16 protein-coding genes are annotated in these 16133 nt (G+C 66.6%); 6 read left to right on the top strand and 10 right to left on the bottom strand.

Annotated elements, in window-relative coordinates; genetic code table 11:
* Positions 1 to 5: 5 nt before the first annotated feature.
* The 8 genes from HPS01S_RS00690 to HPS01S_RS00725 all read right to left on the bottom strand — a co-directional run bounded on the left by HPS01S_RS00690 (position 6) and on the right by HPS01S_RS00725 (position 7057).
* Positions 6 to 947, bottom strand: coding sequence for a LysR family transcriptional regulator (locus HPS01S_RS00690; protein ID WP_066149744.1), 942 nt, complete (start codon positions 945 to 947; stop codon positions 6 to 8).
* Between the two features lie 135 nt (positions 948 to 1082).
* Positions 1083 to 2393, bottom strand: coding sequence for a citrate synthase (locus HPS01S_RS00695; protein WP_066149747.1), 1311 nt, complete (start codon positions 2391 to 2393; stop codon positions 1083 to 1085).
* 18 nt (positions 2394 to 2411) lie between these two features.
* The gene (locus HPS01S_RS00700; RefSeq protein ID WP_371836586.1) at positions 2412 to 2708 is read right to left on the bottom strand and encodes an FAD assembly factor SdhE; all 297 of its coding nucleotides are present in this window, start codon (positions 2706 to 2708) and stop codon (positions 2412 to 2414) included.
* A gap of 11 nt (positions 2709 to 2719) precedes the next feature.
* The gene (locus HPS01S_RS00705; RefSeq protein ID WP_066149750.1) at positions 2720 to 3424 is read right to left on the bottom strand and encodes a succinate dehydrogenase iron-sulfur subunit; all 705 of its coding nucleotides are present in this window, start codon (positions 3422 to 3424) and stop codon (positions 2720 to 2722) included.
* A gap of 31 nt (positions 3425 to 3455) precedes the next feature.
* On the bottom strand, positions 3456 to 5258 hold the full coding sequence (gene sdhA, locus HPS01S_RS00710) for a succinate dehydrogenase flavoprotein subunit (protein ID WP_066149753.1): 1803 nt from the start codon (positions 5256 to 5258) through the stop codon (positions 3456 to 3458).
* 3 nt (positions 5259 to 5261) lie between these two features.
* A complete protein-coding gene (sdhD, locus tag HPS01S_RS00715) occupies positions 5262 to 5627 on the bottom strand; it encodes a succinate dehydrogenase, hydrophobic membrane anchor protein (protein WP_066149756.1) in 366 nt (121 codons plus the stop codon).
* A gap of 23 nt (positions 5628 to 5650) precedes the next feature.
* Positions 5651 to 6082: a succinate dehydrogenase, cytochrome b556 subunit gene (gene sdhC, locus HPS01S_RS00720; RefSeq protein WP_066149759.1), complete on the bottom strand. Its 432-nt coding sequence runs from the start codon at positions 6080 to 6082 to the stop codon at positions 5651 to 5653.
* 150 nt (positions 6083 to 6232) lie between these two features.
* Positions 6233 to 7057 carry a GntR family transcriptional regulator gene (locus HPS01S_RS00725; RefSeq protein WP_066149762.1) on the bottom strand — a complete coding sequence of 275 codons (825 nt, stop codon included), beginning with the start codon at positions 7055 to 7057 and terminating at the stop codon, positions 6233 to 6235.
* A 189-nt stretch (positions 7058 to 7246) separates the two neighbouring features.
* On the opposite strand from HPS01S_RS00725, the gene HPS01S_RS00730 reads away from it, so the two are divergent.
* From HPS01S_RS00730 to HPS01S_RS00745, 4 genes are all read left to right on the top strand, one after another.
* Complete coding sequence (locus tag HPS01S_RS00730) at positions 7247 to 8233, top strand: malate dehydrogenase (protein WP_066149765.1); 987 nt, start codon at positions 7247 to 7249, stop codon at positions 8231 to 8233.
* 23 nt (positions 8234 to 8256) lie between these two features.
* Positions 8257 to 9240, top strand: a complete 984-nt coding sequence (locus HPS01S_RS00735; protein WP_255284122.1) for an HpcH/HpaI aldolase/citrate lyase family protein — start codon at positions 8257 to 8259, stop codon at positions 9238 to 9240.
* A gap of 41 nt (positions 9241 to 9281) precedes the next feature.
* Positions 9282 to 11879, top strand: coding sequence for a bifunctional aconitate hydratase 2/2-methylisocitrate dehydratase (gene acnB / locus HPS01S_RS00740; protein WP_066149770.1), 2598 nt, complete (start codon positions 9282 to 9284; stop codon positions 11877 to 11879).
* Between the two features lie 150 nt (positions 11880 to 12029).
* The gene (locus tag HPS01S_RS00745; RefSeq protein WP_066149772.1) at positions 12030 to 12626 is read left to right on the top strand and encodes a hypothetical protein; all 597 of its coding nucleotides are present in this window, start codon (positions 12030 to 12032) and stop codon (positions 12624 to 12626) included.
* A gap of 13 nt (positions 12627 to 12639) precedes the next feature.
* Here HPS01S_RS00745 and HPS01S_RS00750 read toward each other — a convergent pair whose 3' ends face one another.
* On the bottom strand, positions 12640 to 13521 hold the full coding sequence (locus HPS01S_RS00750) for a Rossmann-like domain-containing protein (protein WP_066149775.1): 882 nt from the start codon (positions 13519 to 13521) through the stop codon (positions 12640 to 12642).
* Positions 13518 to 14345, bottom strand: a complete 828-nt coding sequence (locus HPS01S_RS00755) for a helix-turn-helix domain-containing protein (RefSeq protein ID WP_066150872.1) — start codon at positions 14343 to 14345, stop codon at positions 13518 to 13520. The genes HPS01S_RS00750 and HPS01S_RS00755 overlap by 4 nt, the downstream gene beginning before the upstream one ends.
* Before the next feature lie 112 nt (positions 14346 to 14457).
* Between HPS01S_RS00755 and HPS01S_RS00760 the strand changes: the two genes are divergently transcribed.
* Positions 14458 to 14859 carry a hypothetical protein gene (locus HPS01S_RS00760; protein ID WP_066149778.1) on the top strand — a complete coding sequence of 134 codons (402 nt, stop codon included), beginning with the start codon at positions 14458 to 14460 and terminating at the stop codon, positions 14857 to 14859.
* A gap of 102 nt (positions 14860 to 14961) precedes the next feature.
* Positions 14962 to 16125 carry a YjgN family protein gene (locus HPS01S_RS00765; protein ID WP_066149780.1) on the top strand — a complete coding sequence of 388 codons (1164 nt, stop codon included), beginning with the start codon at positions 14962 to 14964 and terminating at the stop codon, positions 16123 to 16125.
* Positions 16126 to 16133: the final 8 nt, after the last annotated feature.

Raw genomic sequence — 16133 nt, forward strand, 5'->3', positions numbered from 1 at the left:
AAATTCTAGGTCGGGGTGGCGGACCCGGCGGGCGGTGTGGACAGGTGGTCCACCAGCAGCCGGGCACTGACGGGCAGGCTGGAAAAGTCGCGCGCCACCAGGTCGATGTGGCGCGTGGCCCAGTCGTCGGTGAGATCGACCGCCTGCAGGTCGCCGGCGCCCTGCATCAGTTCGAAGGCGCGGCGCGGCATCAGGCCGACGCCCAGTCCGTTGTGGATCATGCGGCACATGGCGTCCAGGCCCGAGACGCGGATGCGCAGCCGGATGTTGCGGCCGCTGGCGGTGGCGGCGGCGTGCATGGCACGGTAGATGGAACTGTTGGCGTGCAGGCCGACGTGGTCCCATTCGAGGCTGTCGGCGAAGGCCATGGCCGTGTGTCCGGTCAGCGGATGGCGGGCCGGCACGATCAGCACCAGGCGGTCCTGCCGGTAGGGCAGGGTCTGCAGGCCCTGGATCGGGTCGTCGCCGCCGACATGGCAGATGCCCAGGTCGGCCGCGCCTTCCTGTACCGCCCGCAGCACCTCGGTGGACAGGTGTTCTTCAAGGTCGATCTTGATCGCGTCGTGCGCGCGGATGAAACCGCCCAGGTCTTCGGGCAGGAACTGCACCGTGGCCGAGATGTTGGCGTGCACCCGCACATGGCCGCGCACGCCGTCGGCGTACTCCGAGAGCTCGCCCTGCATCTTGTCGAGGCTGAACAGCACCGAGCGGGCGTGGTGCAGCAGGCTCTGGCCAGCCGGGGTGGGCGTGACGCCGCGTGCGTGGCGCATGAGCAGCGGCGTGCCGACCGTGGTCTCCAGATCCGACAGCCGCTTGCTGACCGCCGACGGTGCCATGAACTCGGTCTCGGCCGCCTTGCCGATGCTGCCGCGCTCGCACACCGCCACGAACAGCTGCAGCGTGGTCAGGTCAAGTCGGCGGGTGAAGGCGCGGTCGGGGGCGTTCATGAGGAAGTCATCGTGTTTCAAGATGACTTCATGGATTCTCTTGATTTTGAGGTGACTTTGGCATCGTCATTGGCGATGTCAGGCCCCGCAAAAAACAAAACCCGCCAGAGGCGGGTTTTGTGGGGCAAGGCGGGATCAGCGCTTGAAACTGGCGGGGACGTCGCGGCGAGCGGCGCCCGTGAACAGTTGGCGCGGGCGGCCGATCTTGTACTCGGGGTCGGCCAGCATTTCGTTGAGCTGGGCGATCCAGCCGACGGTGCGGGCCAGCGCGAAGATGCCGGTGAACAGGCTGACCGGAATGCCGATGGCGCGCTGCACGATGCCGGAGTAGAAGTCGACGTTCGGGTAGAGCTTGCGCTGCACGAAGTAGTCGTCCTCCAGGGCGATCTTTTCCAGTTCCTTGGCCAGCTTGAACAGCGGGTCGTTTTCCAGACCCAGCTCGGCCAGCACCTCGTTGCAGGTTTCCTGCATCAGCTTGGCGCGCGGGTCGTAGTTCTTGTACACGCGGTGACCGAAGCCCATCAGCTTGACGCCGCTGTTCTTGTCCTTGACCTGGTTCATGAACTCGCCGACCTTGGCCACGCCGCCGTTGCGCTGGATGTCTTCCAGCATGTTCAGGCAGGCCTCGTTGGCGCCACCGTGAGCGGGGCCCCAGAGGCAGGCCACACCGGCTGCGATGGCGGCGAACGGATTGGTGCCCGACGAGCCGCACAGGCGCACGGTGGAGGTGGAGGCGTTCTGCTCGTGGTCGGCGTGCAGGATGAAGATGCGGTCCAGCGCTTTTTCCAGCACCGGGTTGACCTTGTAGTCCTCGCAGGGCGTGCCGAACATCATGCGCAGGAAGTTGCCCGAGTAGCTCAGGTCGTTGCGCGGGTACATGTAGGGCTGGCCCACACCGTATTTGTAGGACATGGCCACCAGCGTGGGCATCTTGGCGATCAGGCGGATCGCGGCGATGCGGCGGTGCTCGGGGTTGTTGATGTCGGTGCTGTCGTGATAGAAGGCCGACAGGGCGCCTACCAGACCGGTCAGCACGGCCATGGGGTGGGCGTCGCGCCGGAAGCCACGCAGGAAGAACTGCATCTGCTCGTTGACCATCGTGTGGTTGGTCACGAGCTTGTGGAAGTCGCCTCGCTCCGTCTCATTGGGTAGTTCGCCATTGAGCAGCAGGAAGCAGGTGTCGAGGTAGTCGGCCTGGGTGGCCAGCTGCTCGATCGGGTAGCCGCGGTACAGCAGTTCGCCCTTGTCGCCGTCGATGTAGGTGATGGCCGACTGGCAGGACGCCGTGGACAGGAAGCCGGGGTCGTAGGTGAACATGCCGGTCTGTGCATACAGCTTGCGGATGTCGATCACGTCCGGACCGATGCTGCCGCCGTACACCGGCATCTCGACGCTGGGGCTGCCGTTGGAGAACGACAGGGTGGCTTTGTTGTCTACGAGTTTCATGCGGTTTCCTGGTAGAGGTTAATCGGGTCGTCGGGCAGCGCGCAGCATGCCCAGCACCTGAGTGACGTCGTCACTGGCCTGTAGGCCCTCGGGCTTCTTGCGGCCGAGCAACAGATCAAGCAGATCGTTGTCGGAAAGGTCCATTAGAACCCCCAGAGCTTCGGCCTGCCTGACAGTCAAGCCAGACTCATGTCTGGCAAAGAACTGCTCGATGAACAGGTCGTTCTCGAGCAGCCCACGGCGGCAGCGCCAGCGCAGCTTGCTCAATGCCGGGGCATCGAGCACGGCGTCACCGGGGCTGGCATTCATGGTCATAAAACGCGGGATCAGACGGCGCGGCGCACCATCAGTTCCTTGATCTTGCCAATGGCCTTGGTGGGGTTCAGGCTCTTGGGGCAGACGTCCACACAGTTCATGATGGTGTGGCAGCGGAACAGACGGTACGGGTCTTCCAGGTTGTCCAGACGCTCGGCGGTGGCCTGGTCGCGGCTGTCGGCGATGAAGCGATACGCCTGCAGCAGACCGGCGGGGCCGACGAACTTGTCGGGGTTCCACCAGAAGCTGGGGCAGCTCGTGGAGCAGCTGGCGCACAGGATGCACTCGTACAGGCCGTTGAGCTCTTCGCGCTCTTCGGGGCTCTGCAGGCGCTCGCGCTCGGGGGCGGGGGTCTCGTTGATCAGGTAGGGCTTGATGCTGTGGTACTGCTTGAAGAACAGCGTCATGTCCACGATCAGGTCGCGAACGACCGGCAGGCCGGGCAGCGGCTTGAGCACGATGTCGCCCTTGAGCGTGTTCAGGTTGGTCAGGCAGGCCAGGCCGTTCTTGCCGTTGATGTTCATGGCGTCCGAACCGCACACGCCTTCGCGGCAGGAGCGGCGGAACGACAGCGTGGGGTCCACGGCCTTGAGCTTGATCAGGGCGTCCAGCAGCATGCGCTCGGTGCCGTCCAGTTCGACCTGGATGGTCTGCATGTACGGCTTGGCGTCCTTGTCCGGGTCGTAGCGGTAGATCTTGAAAGTGCGTTGTGCCATTTTTCAGTGTCCTTGTGTTCGCTGATTCCGGTCAGAAGGTGCGGGGCTTCGGGGGCACCGTTTCGGCGGTCAGGGGCTTCATGCGCACCGGCTTGTAGTCCAGCTTGTTGCCGTCCTGGTACCAGAGGGTGTGCTTCATCCACTCGGCGTCGTTGCGGCCCAGCGGGCAGGTCGGGTGGTTGACGTCGTGTTCGTAGTCGCGCACCAGGTGGGCGCCGCGGCATTCCTTGCGGGCGGCCGCGCTGGTCATGGTGGCCTGGGCGGCCTCCATCAGGTTCTCGACTTCCAGCGCTTCGATGCGCGCGGTGTTGAACACCTTGGAGTTGTCCTTCAGGCCGATGGCGCCCACGCGCTCGCGCAGGGCGTTGATCTTCTGCACACCGGCGTCCATGGACTCCTGGCTGCGGAACACGCCCGCGTGCGTCTGCATGATGGCGCGCATGTCGTTGGCAACGTCCTGGGCGTACTCGCCGTTCTTGGCGCTGTCCAGGCGGGCCAGGCGGGCCAGGGTCTTGTCGGCGGCGTCCTTGGGCAGGTCCTTGTGCTCCTGCTTGGGGTTGACGTTGGCGATGATGTGGTTGCCGGCGGCCTTGCCGAAGACGAGCAGGTCCAGCAGCGAGTTGGTGCCCAGGCGGTTGGCGCCGTGCACCGACACGCAGGAGCATTCGCCCACCGCGTAGAGGCCGTTGACCGGACGGTCTTCACCGTTGAAGCGCTCGACCACCTGGCCGTGGATGTTGGTCGGGATGCCACCCATCTGGTAGTGGATGGTGGGCACGACCGGGATCGGCTCGCGCGTCACGTCGACGTTGGCGAAGTTCACGCCGATCTCATACACCGAGGGCAGGCGCTTGTGGATGGTGTCGGCACCCAGGTGGTCCAGCTTCATATGGATGTAGTCCTTGTTGGGACCACAGCCACGGCCTTCCAGGATTTCCTGACCCATGCAGCGGGACACGAAGTCGCGCGGTGCCAGGTCCTTCAGCGTGGGCGCGTAGCGCTCCATGAAACGCTCGCCATTGCTGTTGAGCAGGATGGCGCCTTCGCCGCGGCAGCCTTCGGTCAGCAGCACGCCCGCGCCGGCCACGCCGGTGGGGTGGAACTGCCAGAACTCCATGTCCTGCAGCGCGATGCCGGCACGGGCGGCCATGCCCAGGCCGTCGCCGGTGTTGATGAAGGCGTTGGTCGAGGACTGGAAGATGCGGCCGGCACCACCGGTGGCCAGCAGCACGGTCTTGGCTTCGAGCACGTAGGTGTCGCCGGTTTCCATTTCGAGGGCGGTCACGCCCACCACGTCGCCGCTGGCGTCGCGGATCAGGTCCAGCGCCATCCACTCCACGAAGAAGGTGGTCTTGGCCGACACGTTGGCCTGGTACAGCGTGTGCAGCATGGCGTGGCCGGTGCGGTCGGCCGCGGCGCAGGCGCGCTGCACTGGCTTTTCGCCGTAGTTGGCGGTGTGGCCGCCGAACGGACGCTGGTAGATCGTGCCGTCGGGGTTGCGGTCGAACGGCATGCCGAAGTGTTCGAGCTCATACACGACCTTGGGCGCTTCGCGGCACATGAACTCGATGGCGTCCTGGTCACCGAGCCAGTCGGAACCCTTGACGGTGTCGTAGAAGTGGTATTCCCAGCTGTCTTCGCTCATGTTGCCCAGCGAGGCGGACACGCCACCTTGCGCTGCAACGGTGTGCGAGCGGGTCGGGAAGACCTTCGAGAGCACGGCCACCTTGAGGCCGGCGCGGGCCAGTTGCAGAGAGGCACGCATGCCGGAGCCGCCGGCTCCGACGATGACCACGTCGAACTTGCGCTTGGAAAGGGATGCGGTGGTGGTCATGGATCAGAGTCTCCAGAGAACTTGAACAGCCCAGCCCAGGCAGGCCACGAGCCAGACGATGGTGAAGATGTGCAGGGCCAGGCGGATGCCGGTGGGCTTGACGTAGTCCATCCAGATGTCGCGCATGCCGATCCAGATGTGATAGGCGATGGCGATGAAGGCCGCGAAGGTCAGTGCCTTCATCCACTGGGGGGCGAAGATGCCGGCCCAGCCCTCGTAACCCAGAGGGCCGCTGGTGAGCAGCACCTTGGCCAGCACGATGAGGGTCAGCAGGGCGAAGAGCGCGCCGGTGATGCGTTGGGCGAGCCAGTCGCGCAGCCCGTAGTGGGCGCCGGTGACGACGCGTTTGGAACCGTAATTGACGGACATGTTGGTCTCCTTCTTTCGCGGGATCAGTACAGGCCGAACAGCTTGGCGCCGAGGATCAGCGTCAGTCCGATGGACAGGGCCAGCGTCACGATGGCGGAGGACTTGCCGAACTCCTTGGTCACCGAGTGCGTCATGTCCATGTACAGGTGGCGCAGGCCGGCAATCAGGTGGTGCAGGTAGGCCCAGATGATGGCCAGCACCACCAGCTTGAACAGCCAGCCGGGAACCAGTCCGATGCCGCCCGAGAAGGCTGCGCTGAAACGTTCGTAAGAGATCTCGGACGACACCGAGGTGTCGAACAGCCAGACGATCAGGGGCAGCAGGATGAACATCAGGCCACCGCTGGCGCGGTGCAGGATCGACACCCAGCCGGCCAGAGGCAGGCGGTAGGTGGTCAGATCCTTGAAGGCGTTGATGTTGCGGAACTCAGGCCGCTTCTTGGTCAACTCGGTCATGGTGGGGCTTTCTTCCGTGGGGTTCGGGGTTGGAAGGGAGCTTGTAACTCGGTGGTAACCCGAATTACAAACCTTGAAATTCTATTGCAACGCAGCATACCCAGGCCTGACATCTGGCCTTGACGTGTCGGGCTCCGGCGCGTTGGCGACTCAGTTCAGTTCGTTGTGATAGTGCCGGGTTTCCGTGCGGTAGAGGCCGCGCCGCAGTTCCATCGGCACGTCGTTGTAGGTGTAGGCCAGACGTTCCACGCTCAGCAGCGGGTGGCCCACTTCGACCCCCAGCAGTGCTGCGGCATCGGCATCGGCGGCCACGGCCTTGATCTTCTCGGTCGCGCGCACCATGCGCACGCCGAACTGTGCTTCGAACAGGGCGTACATGGGACCCTTGTCGCTGGACAGGGTTTCGATGCTCAGGCCCTTGAATGGCGCGCCGGGCAGCCAGATGTCTTCCAGGATGGCAGGCGTGCCGGAGAACGAGAGCACGCGCCGGACCTGTACCAGCGAGTCGCCGCCCTTGAGGTCGAGTTGCCGGGCCACCTCGGCCGGCCCACGCAGGCGGCGGCATTCGATGATGCGCCGCTCGGCCGGGCCCTGGGCTTCCGGCGCGCTCGCGTCGGGCAGCACACGCAGGAAGCGGTACTGGATGTGCTGTTCGGCGTGGGTGGCCACGAAGGTGCCCTTGCCCTGGCGGCGCACCAGCAGGTTGTCGGTGGCCAGTTCGTCGATCGCCTTGCGCACCGTGCCCTGGCTCACGCGGAAGCGGGCGGCCAGGTCGAACTCGCTGGGGATCATGTCGCCCGGTTTCCATTCGCCTGCCTGCAGGCTGCGCAGGATCAGCGACTTGATCTGCTGGTACAGGGGGCTGAAAGCCGGTGTTGGCGGAAGAGGCGCGGCCGGTCCGGTGCCCGCCGAGTCGGCAGGTGCGCGCGATTCCTCCTGGGACAGGTCGGGCTGCGAAGGATGTGCGGAGGCCATGTTGTCGGTGGGTGAGCGGGCAAATGACCCAACGCCGTGGCCCGCTATTTTTGATGTGCAATCATATCTTATATAAGACATAAGACAAATTGACGCCTACGGGTTTACGCGGGTACACTCGCGGGCTGTCCAAGGGGTCAAGCCCCATCGATATTTCAATTTCCCAACGTCCCTTCTGGAGTTTTCACCATGAGCAAGAAGCCCGTCCGTGTTGCCGTCACTGGCGCCGCAGGTCAGATCGGTTACGCCCTGCTGTTCCGTATCGCCTCCGGCGAAATGCTGGGCAAGGACCAGCCCGTGATCCTGCAGCTGCTGGAAATCCCGGACGAGAAGGCCCAGAACGCGCTCAAGGGCGTGATCATGGAACTGGAAGACTGCGCCTTCCCGCTGCTGGCCGGCATCGAAGCTCACAGCGACCCGATGACCGCCTTCAAGGACACCGACTACGCCCTGCTGGTCGGCGCCCGTCCCCGTGGTCCCGGCATGGAGCGCGCCGACCTGCTGGCCGCCAACGCCCAGATCTTCACCGCCCAGGGCAAGGCCCTGAACGCCGTGGCCTCGCGCAATGTGCGCGTGCTGGTGGTCGGCAACCCCGCCAACACCAACGCCTACATCGCCATGAAGTCGGCCCCAGACCTGCCGGCCAAGAACTTCACCGCCATGCTGCGCCTGGACCACAACCGTGCCGCCAGCCAGATCGCCGCCAAGATCGGCTGCGCCGTGGGCGACATCGAGAAGCTGGCTGTGTGGGGCAACCACTCGCCCACCATGTACGCCGACTACCGCTTCGCCACGGTGAACGGCAAGTCTGTCAAGGACACCATCAATGACCACGACTGGAACGCCAACGTGTTCCTGCCCACCGTGGGCAAGCGCGGCGCCGCCATCATCGCCGCCCGTGGCCTGTCGTCGGCTGCTTCCGCCGCCAACGCCGCCATCGACCACATGCGCGACTGGGCCCTGGGCACCAACGGCAAATGGGTCACCATGGGCATCCCGTCCAATGGCGAATACGGCATCCCCAAGGAAGTCATGTTCGGCTACCCCGTCACCTGCGAAGGTGGCGAGTACAAGATCGTCGAAGGCCTGCCCATCGACGCCTTCTCGCAAGAGTGCATCAACAAGACCCTGGCCGAGCTCGAAGGCGAGAAGGACGGCGTCAAGCACCTGCTCTGAGCTGGTAACCGCTTGGTAACTCCGTGAAACCTCACCCGCGCGACATCCTTGTTGGAGCCCAGGCCGGTGCATTTGCATTGCCGGTCTGCGATCACTACAGCGGTGTCGAAGCGCGGATGAGGAAGAGCCTGCAGCTGCAGGCCGAACTGAGTGCCGAGTTCGGCGCCTGCGTCTTCGATGTCACGCTCGACTGCGAAGACGGGGCGCCCGTCGGTGGTGAGGCCGAGCACGCGGCCCTGGTCACGGAACTGGCGTTGGGCGCCCCAGCAGCCGCCCGCGTCGCCGCCCGGGTCCACCCGGTGAACCATCCCCACTTCGAGGCCGATGTGGCCACGATTGCCGGTCAGGCCGGCGCGCGGCTGTGCCACCTCATGGTGCCCAAGGTGGAGTCGGTGGCCGACGTCGAACGCGCCGTGGCGGCCATGGACGCCGCTGGCGCCGCCGCCTTGCCGCTGCATGTGCTGATCGAGTCGCCGGCCGCGGTGCACCGCGCCTTCGACATCGCGGCCCACCCGCGCGTCGCATCCCTGAGCTTCGGTCTGATGGACTTCGTCTCGGCCCACGGCGGGGCGATTCCCGCCTCGGCGATGACGCTGGCGGGGCAGTTCAGCCACCCGCACGTGCTGCGGGCCAAGATCGAGATGGCGGCGGCATGCCACGCGCACGGCAAGGTGCCTTCACACAACGTGGTGACCGAGTTCAAGGACCTGCCCGCGCTGCAGAACGCCGTGCGCAAGGCGGCCACCGAACTCGGCTACACCCGCATGTGGAGCATCCACCCGGACCAGATCCGCGCCATCGTCGCCGCGTTTTCACCCGCCGAGGCTGAAATCGAGACCGCGCTGGCCATCGTCGAACGCGCCGCGGCCGCTGATTGGGCGCCGGTGCAGCACGAAGGCCGGCTGCACGACCGCGCCAGCTACCGCTATTACTGGCAAGTGATCGAGCGCGCGCACCAGACCGGGCATGCCCTGCCCGAGACCGTGCGCGGCTGGTTTCTTGCATGACTTTCGAACACCAACCATCACCCACCCCACCGGAGAACGCCATGTCGACCTTCCTGACCGACTACCGCGCCCACGTCGCTGAACGCGCCGCCCTGGGCATTCCCCCGCTGCCGCTCGACGCCAAGCAGGTCGCCGCCCTGATCGAACTGATCAAGAACCCGCCCGCCGGTGAAGACGCCTTCCTGCTGGACCTGCTGACGCACCGCGTGCCGCCGGGCGTGGACGACGCCGCCAAGGTCAAGGCCTCGTTCCTGGCCGCCGTGGCCCATGGTGACGAAAAGGTCGCCCTGATCTCCAAGGCCAAGGCCACCGAGCTGCTGGGCACCATGGTGGGTGGCTACAACGTGCACCCGCTGATCGAGCTGCTGGACGACGCCGAAGTGGCAGGCGTCGCCGCCGAAGGTCTGAAGAAGACCCTGCTGATGTTCGACTTCTTCAACGACGTCGCAGAGAAGGCCAAGGCCGGCAACGCCAAGGCCAAGGAAGTTATGCAGTCGTGGGCCGACGCCGAGTGGTTCACCACCCGCCCCGAAGTGCCCAAGAGCATCACCGTCACCGTGTTCAAGGTGCCCGGCGAGACCAACACCGACGACCTGTCGCCCGCCCCGGACGCCTGGAGCCGCCCGGACATCCCGATGCACTACCTGGCGATGCTGAAGAACACGCGCCCCGACGCGGCCTTCAAGCCCGAAGAAGACGGCAAGCGTGGCCCGATGCAGTTCATCGAGGATCTGAAGAAGAAGGGCAACCTCGTGGCCTACGTGGGCGACGTGGTCGGTACCGGTTCTTCGCGCAAGTCGGCCACCAACAGCGTGATCTGGGCCACGGGCCAGGACATCCCCTTCGTGCCGAACAAGCGCTTCGGCGGCGTCACGCTGGGAGGCAAGATCGCCCCGATCTTCTTCAACACGCAGGAAGACTCCGGCGCGCTGCCGATCGAAGTGGACGTCTCCAAGCTGGAGATGGGCGACGTCATCGAAGTCATGCCCTACGACGGCAAGATCGTCAAGAACGGCGAGACCGTCACCGAGTTCAAGCTGCGCAGCGACGTGCTGTTCGACGAAGTGCGCGCCGGCGGCCGCATCAACCTGATCATCGGCCGCTCGCTGACCGCCAAGGCGCGCGAGTTCCTGGGCCTGCCCGCCTCGACCCAGTTCCGCCTGCCGCAGGCGCCCGCCGAGAGCAAGGCCGGCTTCACCCTGGCACAGAAGATGGTCGGTCGCGCCGTCGGCCTGCCGGAAGGCCAGGGCGTGCGCCCCGGCACCTACTGCGAGCCCAAGATGACGACCGTCGGTTCGCAGGACACCACTGGCCCGATGACCCGCGACGAGCTGAAGGACCTGGCCTGCCTGGGCTTCTCGGCCGACCTCGTGATGCAGTCCTTCTGCCACACGGCCGCCTACCCGAAGCCGGTGGACGTGAAGACCCATCGCGAACTGCCGGCCTTCATCAGCAGCCGCGGCGGCGTGTCCCTGCGCCCGGGCGACGGCGTGATCCACAGCTGGCTCAACCGCCTGCTGCTGCCCGACACCGTGGGCACCGGCGGTGACTCGCACACCCGCTTCCCGATCGGCATTTCCTTCCCGGCCGGTTCCGGTCTGGTGGCCTTCGGCGCCGCCACCGGTGTGATGCCGCTGGACATGCCCGAGTCGGTGCTGGTGCGCTTCAAGGGCCAGATGCAGCCCGGCGTCACCCTGCGTGACCTGGTGCATGCGATTCCGCTGTACGCGATCAAGGCCGGCTTGCTGACCGTGGCCAAGGCCGGCAAGAAGAATATCTTCTCGGGCCGCATCCTGGAAATCGAAGGTCTGCCCGACCTGAAGGTGGAACAGGCCTTCGAGTTGTCCGACGCCTCGGCCGAGCGCTCGGCCGCCGGCTGCACCATCAAGCTCAACAAGGAGCCGGTGCAGGAGTACCTGAAGTCGAACATCGTTCTGATGAAGAACATGATCGCCGACGGTTACCAGGACGCGAAGACCCTGGCGCGCCGCATCGAGAAGGTCGAGGCCTGGCTGGCCAAGCCCGAGCTGCTCGAAGCCGACAAGGACGCCGAATACGCCGCCGTGATCGAGATCGACCTGGCCGATATCACCGAGCCGATCGTCTGCTGCCCGAACGATCCGGACGACGCCAAGTTCCTGTCCGAAGTCGCCGGCACCAAGATCGACGAGGCCTTCATCGGTTCGTGCATGACCAACATTGGCCACTTCCGCGCGGCCGCCACCGTGCTGGGCGGCGCGCGCGACATCCCGGTCAAGCTGTGGGTGGCGCCGCCGACCAAGATGGATGCGGCCGAACTGACCAAGGAAGGCCACTACGCCAACTTCGGCGCCGCCGGTGCCCGCACCGAAATGCCCGGCTGCTCGCTGTGCATGGGCAACCAGGCCCAGGTGCGCGAAGGCGCGACGGTGATCTCCACCTCGACCCGCAACTTCCCGAACCGCCTGGGCAAGAACACCAACGTGTTCCTGGGCTCGGCCGAGCTGGCCGCCGTGGCGTCCAAGCTGGGCAAGCTGCCGACCAAGGAAGAGTACCTGGCCGCCACCGGCGTGATCACCGCCAAGGCCGACCAGATCTACAAGTACATGAACTTCGACCAGATCGAGGAGTACGTGGAGACCGCGAAGACGGTGGCCTGAACGGCATCCCTTCGATGAATGAAAAACGGCCCTTCGGGGCCGTTTTTCATTGCCGGTGACGGTTTGGCACAGGGTGGCCGCCGCTAACATCCGGCCCGGACGTGGCGGGTCGTCCTGCCACGCCTTTCAATACATCAGGAGGAACTCACAATGAACAAGCCATTCCGCTATCCCGCGCTGAGCCGTCGCCAGCTGGGTCTGGGTCTTCTGTCCGGCCTCGGGCTGGCGCTGGCCGGTTGTGGTGGTGGCGATGACGGCGACGACCAGCCGCTCTACGCCGCCTTCAACGACCTGCGCGCCGGCATGACCCGGGACGATGTGCAGCGCCTGGTCAACCGGGCGCCGGTGTCCGGTACCTCGGCCTCGGTGCTGCGCTGGGAGACCGATACAGAAATCCTGGAGGTGACTTTCTCCGGCGACCGGATCGCGACGGCCCGCTGGACCGACCGCACCACCGGGCGCTCCTATCTGCGCACCTTCCGCTTTGCGGGCAATGGCGGTGGCGGCACCGGCACCCTCTACCAGGCTTTCCTGGCCTTGCGCCCTGGCATGACCCGGGGGGAAGTGATCCAGCGGGTGCCCGTGGCCGTGTCGCAGGGGGCCACCACCAGCCAGGTGCTCTGGATCGATGGTGAGGAGGCGCTGGGCGTGCGCTTCAACGGCTCCTCCGACGGTTCCACCATCACCTTTGCGCAATGGGGACTGTCCATCGCGGCGGGCAGCCGCAACGAAACGCGCACCTTCTGATCGGGTGTCCGTTTCAGGCCGGGCCGCCCGTGAGGGCCGCCCAGCCCGGCCAGCCGTCGCGCGCAATCGCAAACTTGCGACTGGCAGAACTCCACGACGCACCGGTGGCCATGGCCTCGGCGAAGGCGGCGCCATCGACCACCTGCGTGCCGCCCAACAGCGTCACGCCACGATCAAACAGCGCGTCGGGCCAGAGCCCGGCCGAGGGGCCGATGACGGCAAAGCGTGTGGCGTTCGGTGCCGCCGCCAGCATCTCGTCCAGAGAATCGTTGAGCAGCATGGTCGAGGTGCCGACCACGGTGTTGCAGGCGGCCAGCGCCGAGCGGTCCAGCGTGATGTGGACCTTCGGAAAACGCTCCCGCTGCCGCGCCACCATCTCCGCGTTCATCTCCACCACGGTGAGGCGTCCGCCGGCTTCGTCGACACGCCGCACCAGCGGCGGGAAGAAACCGATCATGCCCAGGTGGTCCTGCGGACCGAGCACCACATCGCCCAGCGAGTTGCCGGCCGGCGGTGGCGTGTAGCCGATGCGTCGCCAGACCGAGTCGGTCAGCGCGTTGACCGCGGCCAGCGCGACCGCGCGCTCCACCTCGTCGCCACCGGCCAGCCGCTGCGCCAGTGCCATCGGGTCGGCGCCCGCCAGCGCGTCGTGCCGGTCGCTGCCGTGCCGGGCGAGCAGGTGGTCGAGCGTGCCCCCGAGCAGGATGTAGGACAGGCCGAAGGCGCCGTCTTCCAGCTCGATGGCGCAGAACTCGGCGTCGTGTTCGCCCGGTTCGCCGGGGCGCTGCGGGAGGTGCAGGCGCCGGACCTTCGGACTCGGCCATCGGGTGGCGATGGCGGCGAGCTGCTGGAGCAGGGCGGTGGAGATCGGAGTCCGGTTCTGGCGCTGGTTCATGCAGCCATGGTAGCGGCGAGCGCGCGCAGCGCCTGTGCCGTGGCTTCGTCGCCGGGAAAGAAGGTCTCCAGCGCCAGCTCCTGCAGGGTGATGTCGGCGGGCGAGCCGAACACGGTGGTGGTGCTGATCAGGTGCAGCACGCCGGCCGGGGTATGGACCAGGAAGGGCATCAGCACCCCCGGGTGCTCGCCGGCCAGGCGCGCCGCCGACCCGGGCGCCTGCCCCGGGTAGGCGCGCAGCTCGGCGAGCAGGTCCGCCAGGGCCTCGTCGCCGGTGGCGCGGATCTGCTGCTGCAGCCGCGCGAACAGGTGCTCGCGCCACTGGTCGAGGTTGGCAATGCGCGGCGCCAGGCCGCCCGGGTGCAGGCTCACGCGCAGCAGGCTCACCGGCGGCTGCAGCAGGGCCGGGTCGACGTCGGTCAGCAGCGGCGCGACCATGCGGTTGGACAGCACCATGTGCCAGTGGCGGTCGAAGGCCACGGCGGGCCAGGGTTCGTGGCTGTCGAGGATGTGCTGCACCGCGCGCCGCGCCGCGTCCATCGCCGGCTCGTCCAGCCGCTGTTCGCGGTACATGGGCGCGTAGCCGGCCGCCACCAGCCACGTATTGCGCTCGCGCAGCGGCACCGCCAGCCGTTCGCACAGGCGCAGCACCAGCTCGCGGCTGGGGCTGGCTTTGCCGGTCTCCACGCAACTGAGGTGGCGGGTCGAGAGCTCGGCGTCGAGGGCGAGGTCCTGCTGGCTGAGGTGGCGCAGCTGACGCCAGTGGCGCAGGTGGTCGCCGACCGAGAGGCGGCGGCTGGCGTGGGGAAAGGCGGCGTTCGACATGGGCACATGGTAGGCCCGGACGCCGCGCGAACCATGACCCGCGAGGTCATGGACGCCATGCCCTGGCGCCGCGAGCATCGGGCTCCCATCGTTTCACTTCAAGGAGTCCACCATGTTCACTGTCTCTGCTTCCACCCTGCGCCGCGTGCTCTGGCTCGATGCCGCCAGCGGCCTGGGCATGGGCCTGTCCCATCTGGCGCTGTCGGAACCGCTGTCCGGCTGGACCGGCATTCCGGCCACCTGGCTGCAGGTGGCGGCGCTGGTCGTGTTCGGCGCGGCCTCACTGGCCGCCTGGCTCGCGAGCCGGGCCGAACCCCCGGCGGGCGGCGTCAAGCTGCTGGCGGTGGGCAACTTCGCCTGGGTCGCGGCGAGCCTCTGGCTGGCCTTCGGTGCCGGCCTGTCGCTGACCGCGCTGGGCCTGGGCTGGGTGCTGGCGCAGGCGCTGATGGTGCTGGTCCTGGCCGAGCTGGAGTGGGCCGGCGCACGACGGGCGCAGGGCCTGGCAATGGCCTGAGCCTTCGGTCCGCCGGGCGGGTTCCGGGAGGCGACAGCCGCGGCGGGACGCCGGTGGCAGGGAGGCACAATGCCGCGTCTGTCACCACTGTCCCGCTGTCACATGCCTTTCAACGACAACCACATCGAGCCTTCCTCCGTCGCCACCGTCCGCCGCCTGCCCATCGAATTCACCGGCTCCGGCAGCGAGTACTTCCGCATCTGGATCGTCAACCTGCTCCTCCTCCTGGTCACGCTGGGCCTGTACTGGCCCTGGGCCAAGGTGCGGCGCCAGCGCTACTTCTGGGGCAACACCCTGGTGGACGGCGATCCGCTGGGTTTTCACGGCGACCCCAAACAGATGTTCAAGGGCTGGGTGCTGGTCGGGGTGCTGTTCGTGCTCTACAACTGGGCCAACAGCTTCTCCGCCGTGGCGAGCCTGGTGGCCTTCGTGGCGCTGGCCGCGCTGTGGCCGGCCCTGTGGCGTTCGTCCATGGCCTTCCGCATGGGCAACACCAGCTGGCGGGGCCTGCGGTTCCGCTTCGTGGGCTCGCTGCGCGACGCCTACCTCGCGCACCTGCCGCCGTTTCTGGTGGTGCTGCCGATGGTGCTGCTGACCTTTGCCATCCCCGAAGACCCGGAGCAGGCCCCGCCCGAATGGGTGATGGCGTCCTTCGGTGGGGCGTTTGTGCTGCTGGTGCTGACGCTGCCGTGGCTGCTGTGGCGCATGAAGGCCTACCAGCACCGGCACTACGCGCTCGGCCCCTTGCAGACCGATTTCCGCGCCAGCGTGGGTTCGTTCTACCTGCTGGCGATCAAGCCCTTCCTGCTGTTCGCCGGGGTGATGGGGCTGATCGCGCTGTACGTCGTCACCAGCTTCGGCAGCGCCGACGCGCTGGGCGGCTTGCTGGGCGAGATGATGTGGGTGCTGCCTGTCCTGGTGGTCGGCTTCTGGGTGCTCATGTTCCTGGGCATCGGTCCCTGGATCACCACCCGCCTGCAGAACCTGGTCTGGACCAAGACCGGCAATGGCCAGATGCGCTTCATCAGCCAGCTGCGTTTTCGCGACATGCTCTGGATGAGCATAAAGAACGGGCTGCTGATCGGCATCACCCTGGGGCTGTACTGGCCCTTCGCCAAGGTGGCCATGGCGCGCCTGCGGCTGGAGGCGGTGCACGTGCGCACCGTCACCGACATGCAGGCCCTGCTGGCGGCGGAACACGATCGGCCCGCCGAGGCGGCGGGCGACGCGGCCGGCGATTTCTTCGGTCTGGACGTGGGCCTCTGAGCACGGCA

This window comes from Hydrogenophaga pseudoflava NBRC 102511, from assembly GCF_001592285.1.
Taxonomy (GTDB): Bacteria; Pseudomonadota; Gammaproteobacteria; order Burkholderiales; family Burkholderiaceae_C; genus Hydrogenophaga; species Hydrogenophaga pseudoflava.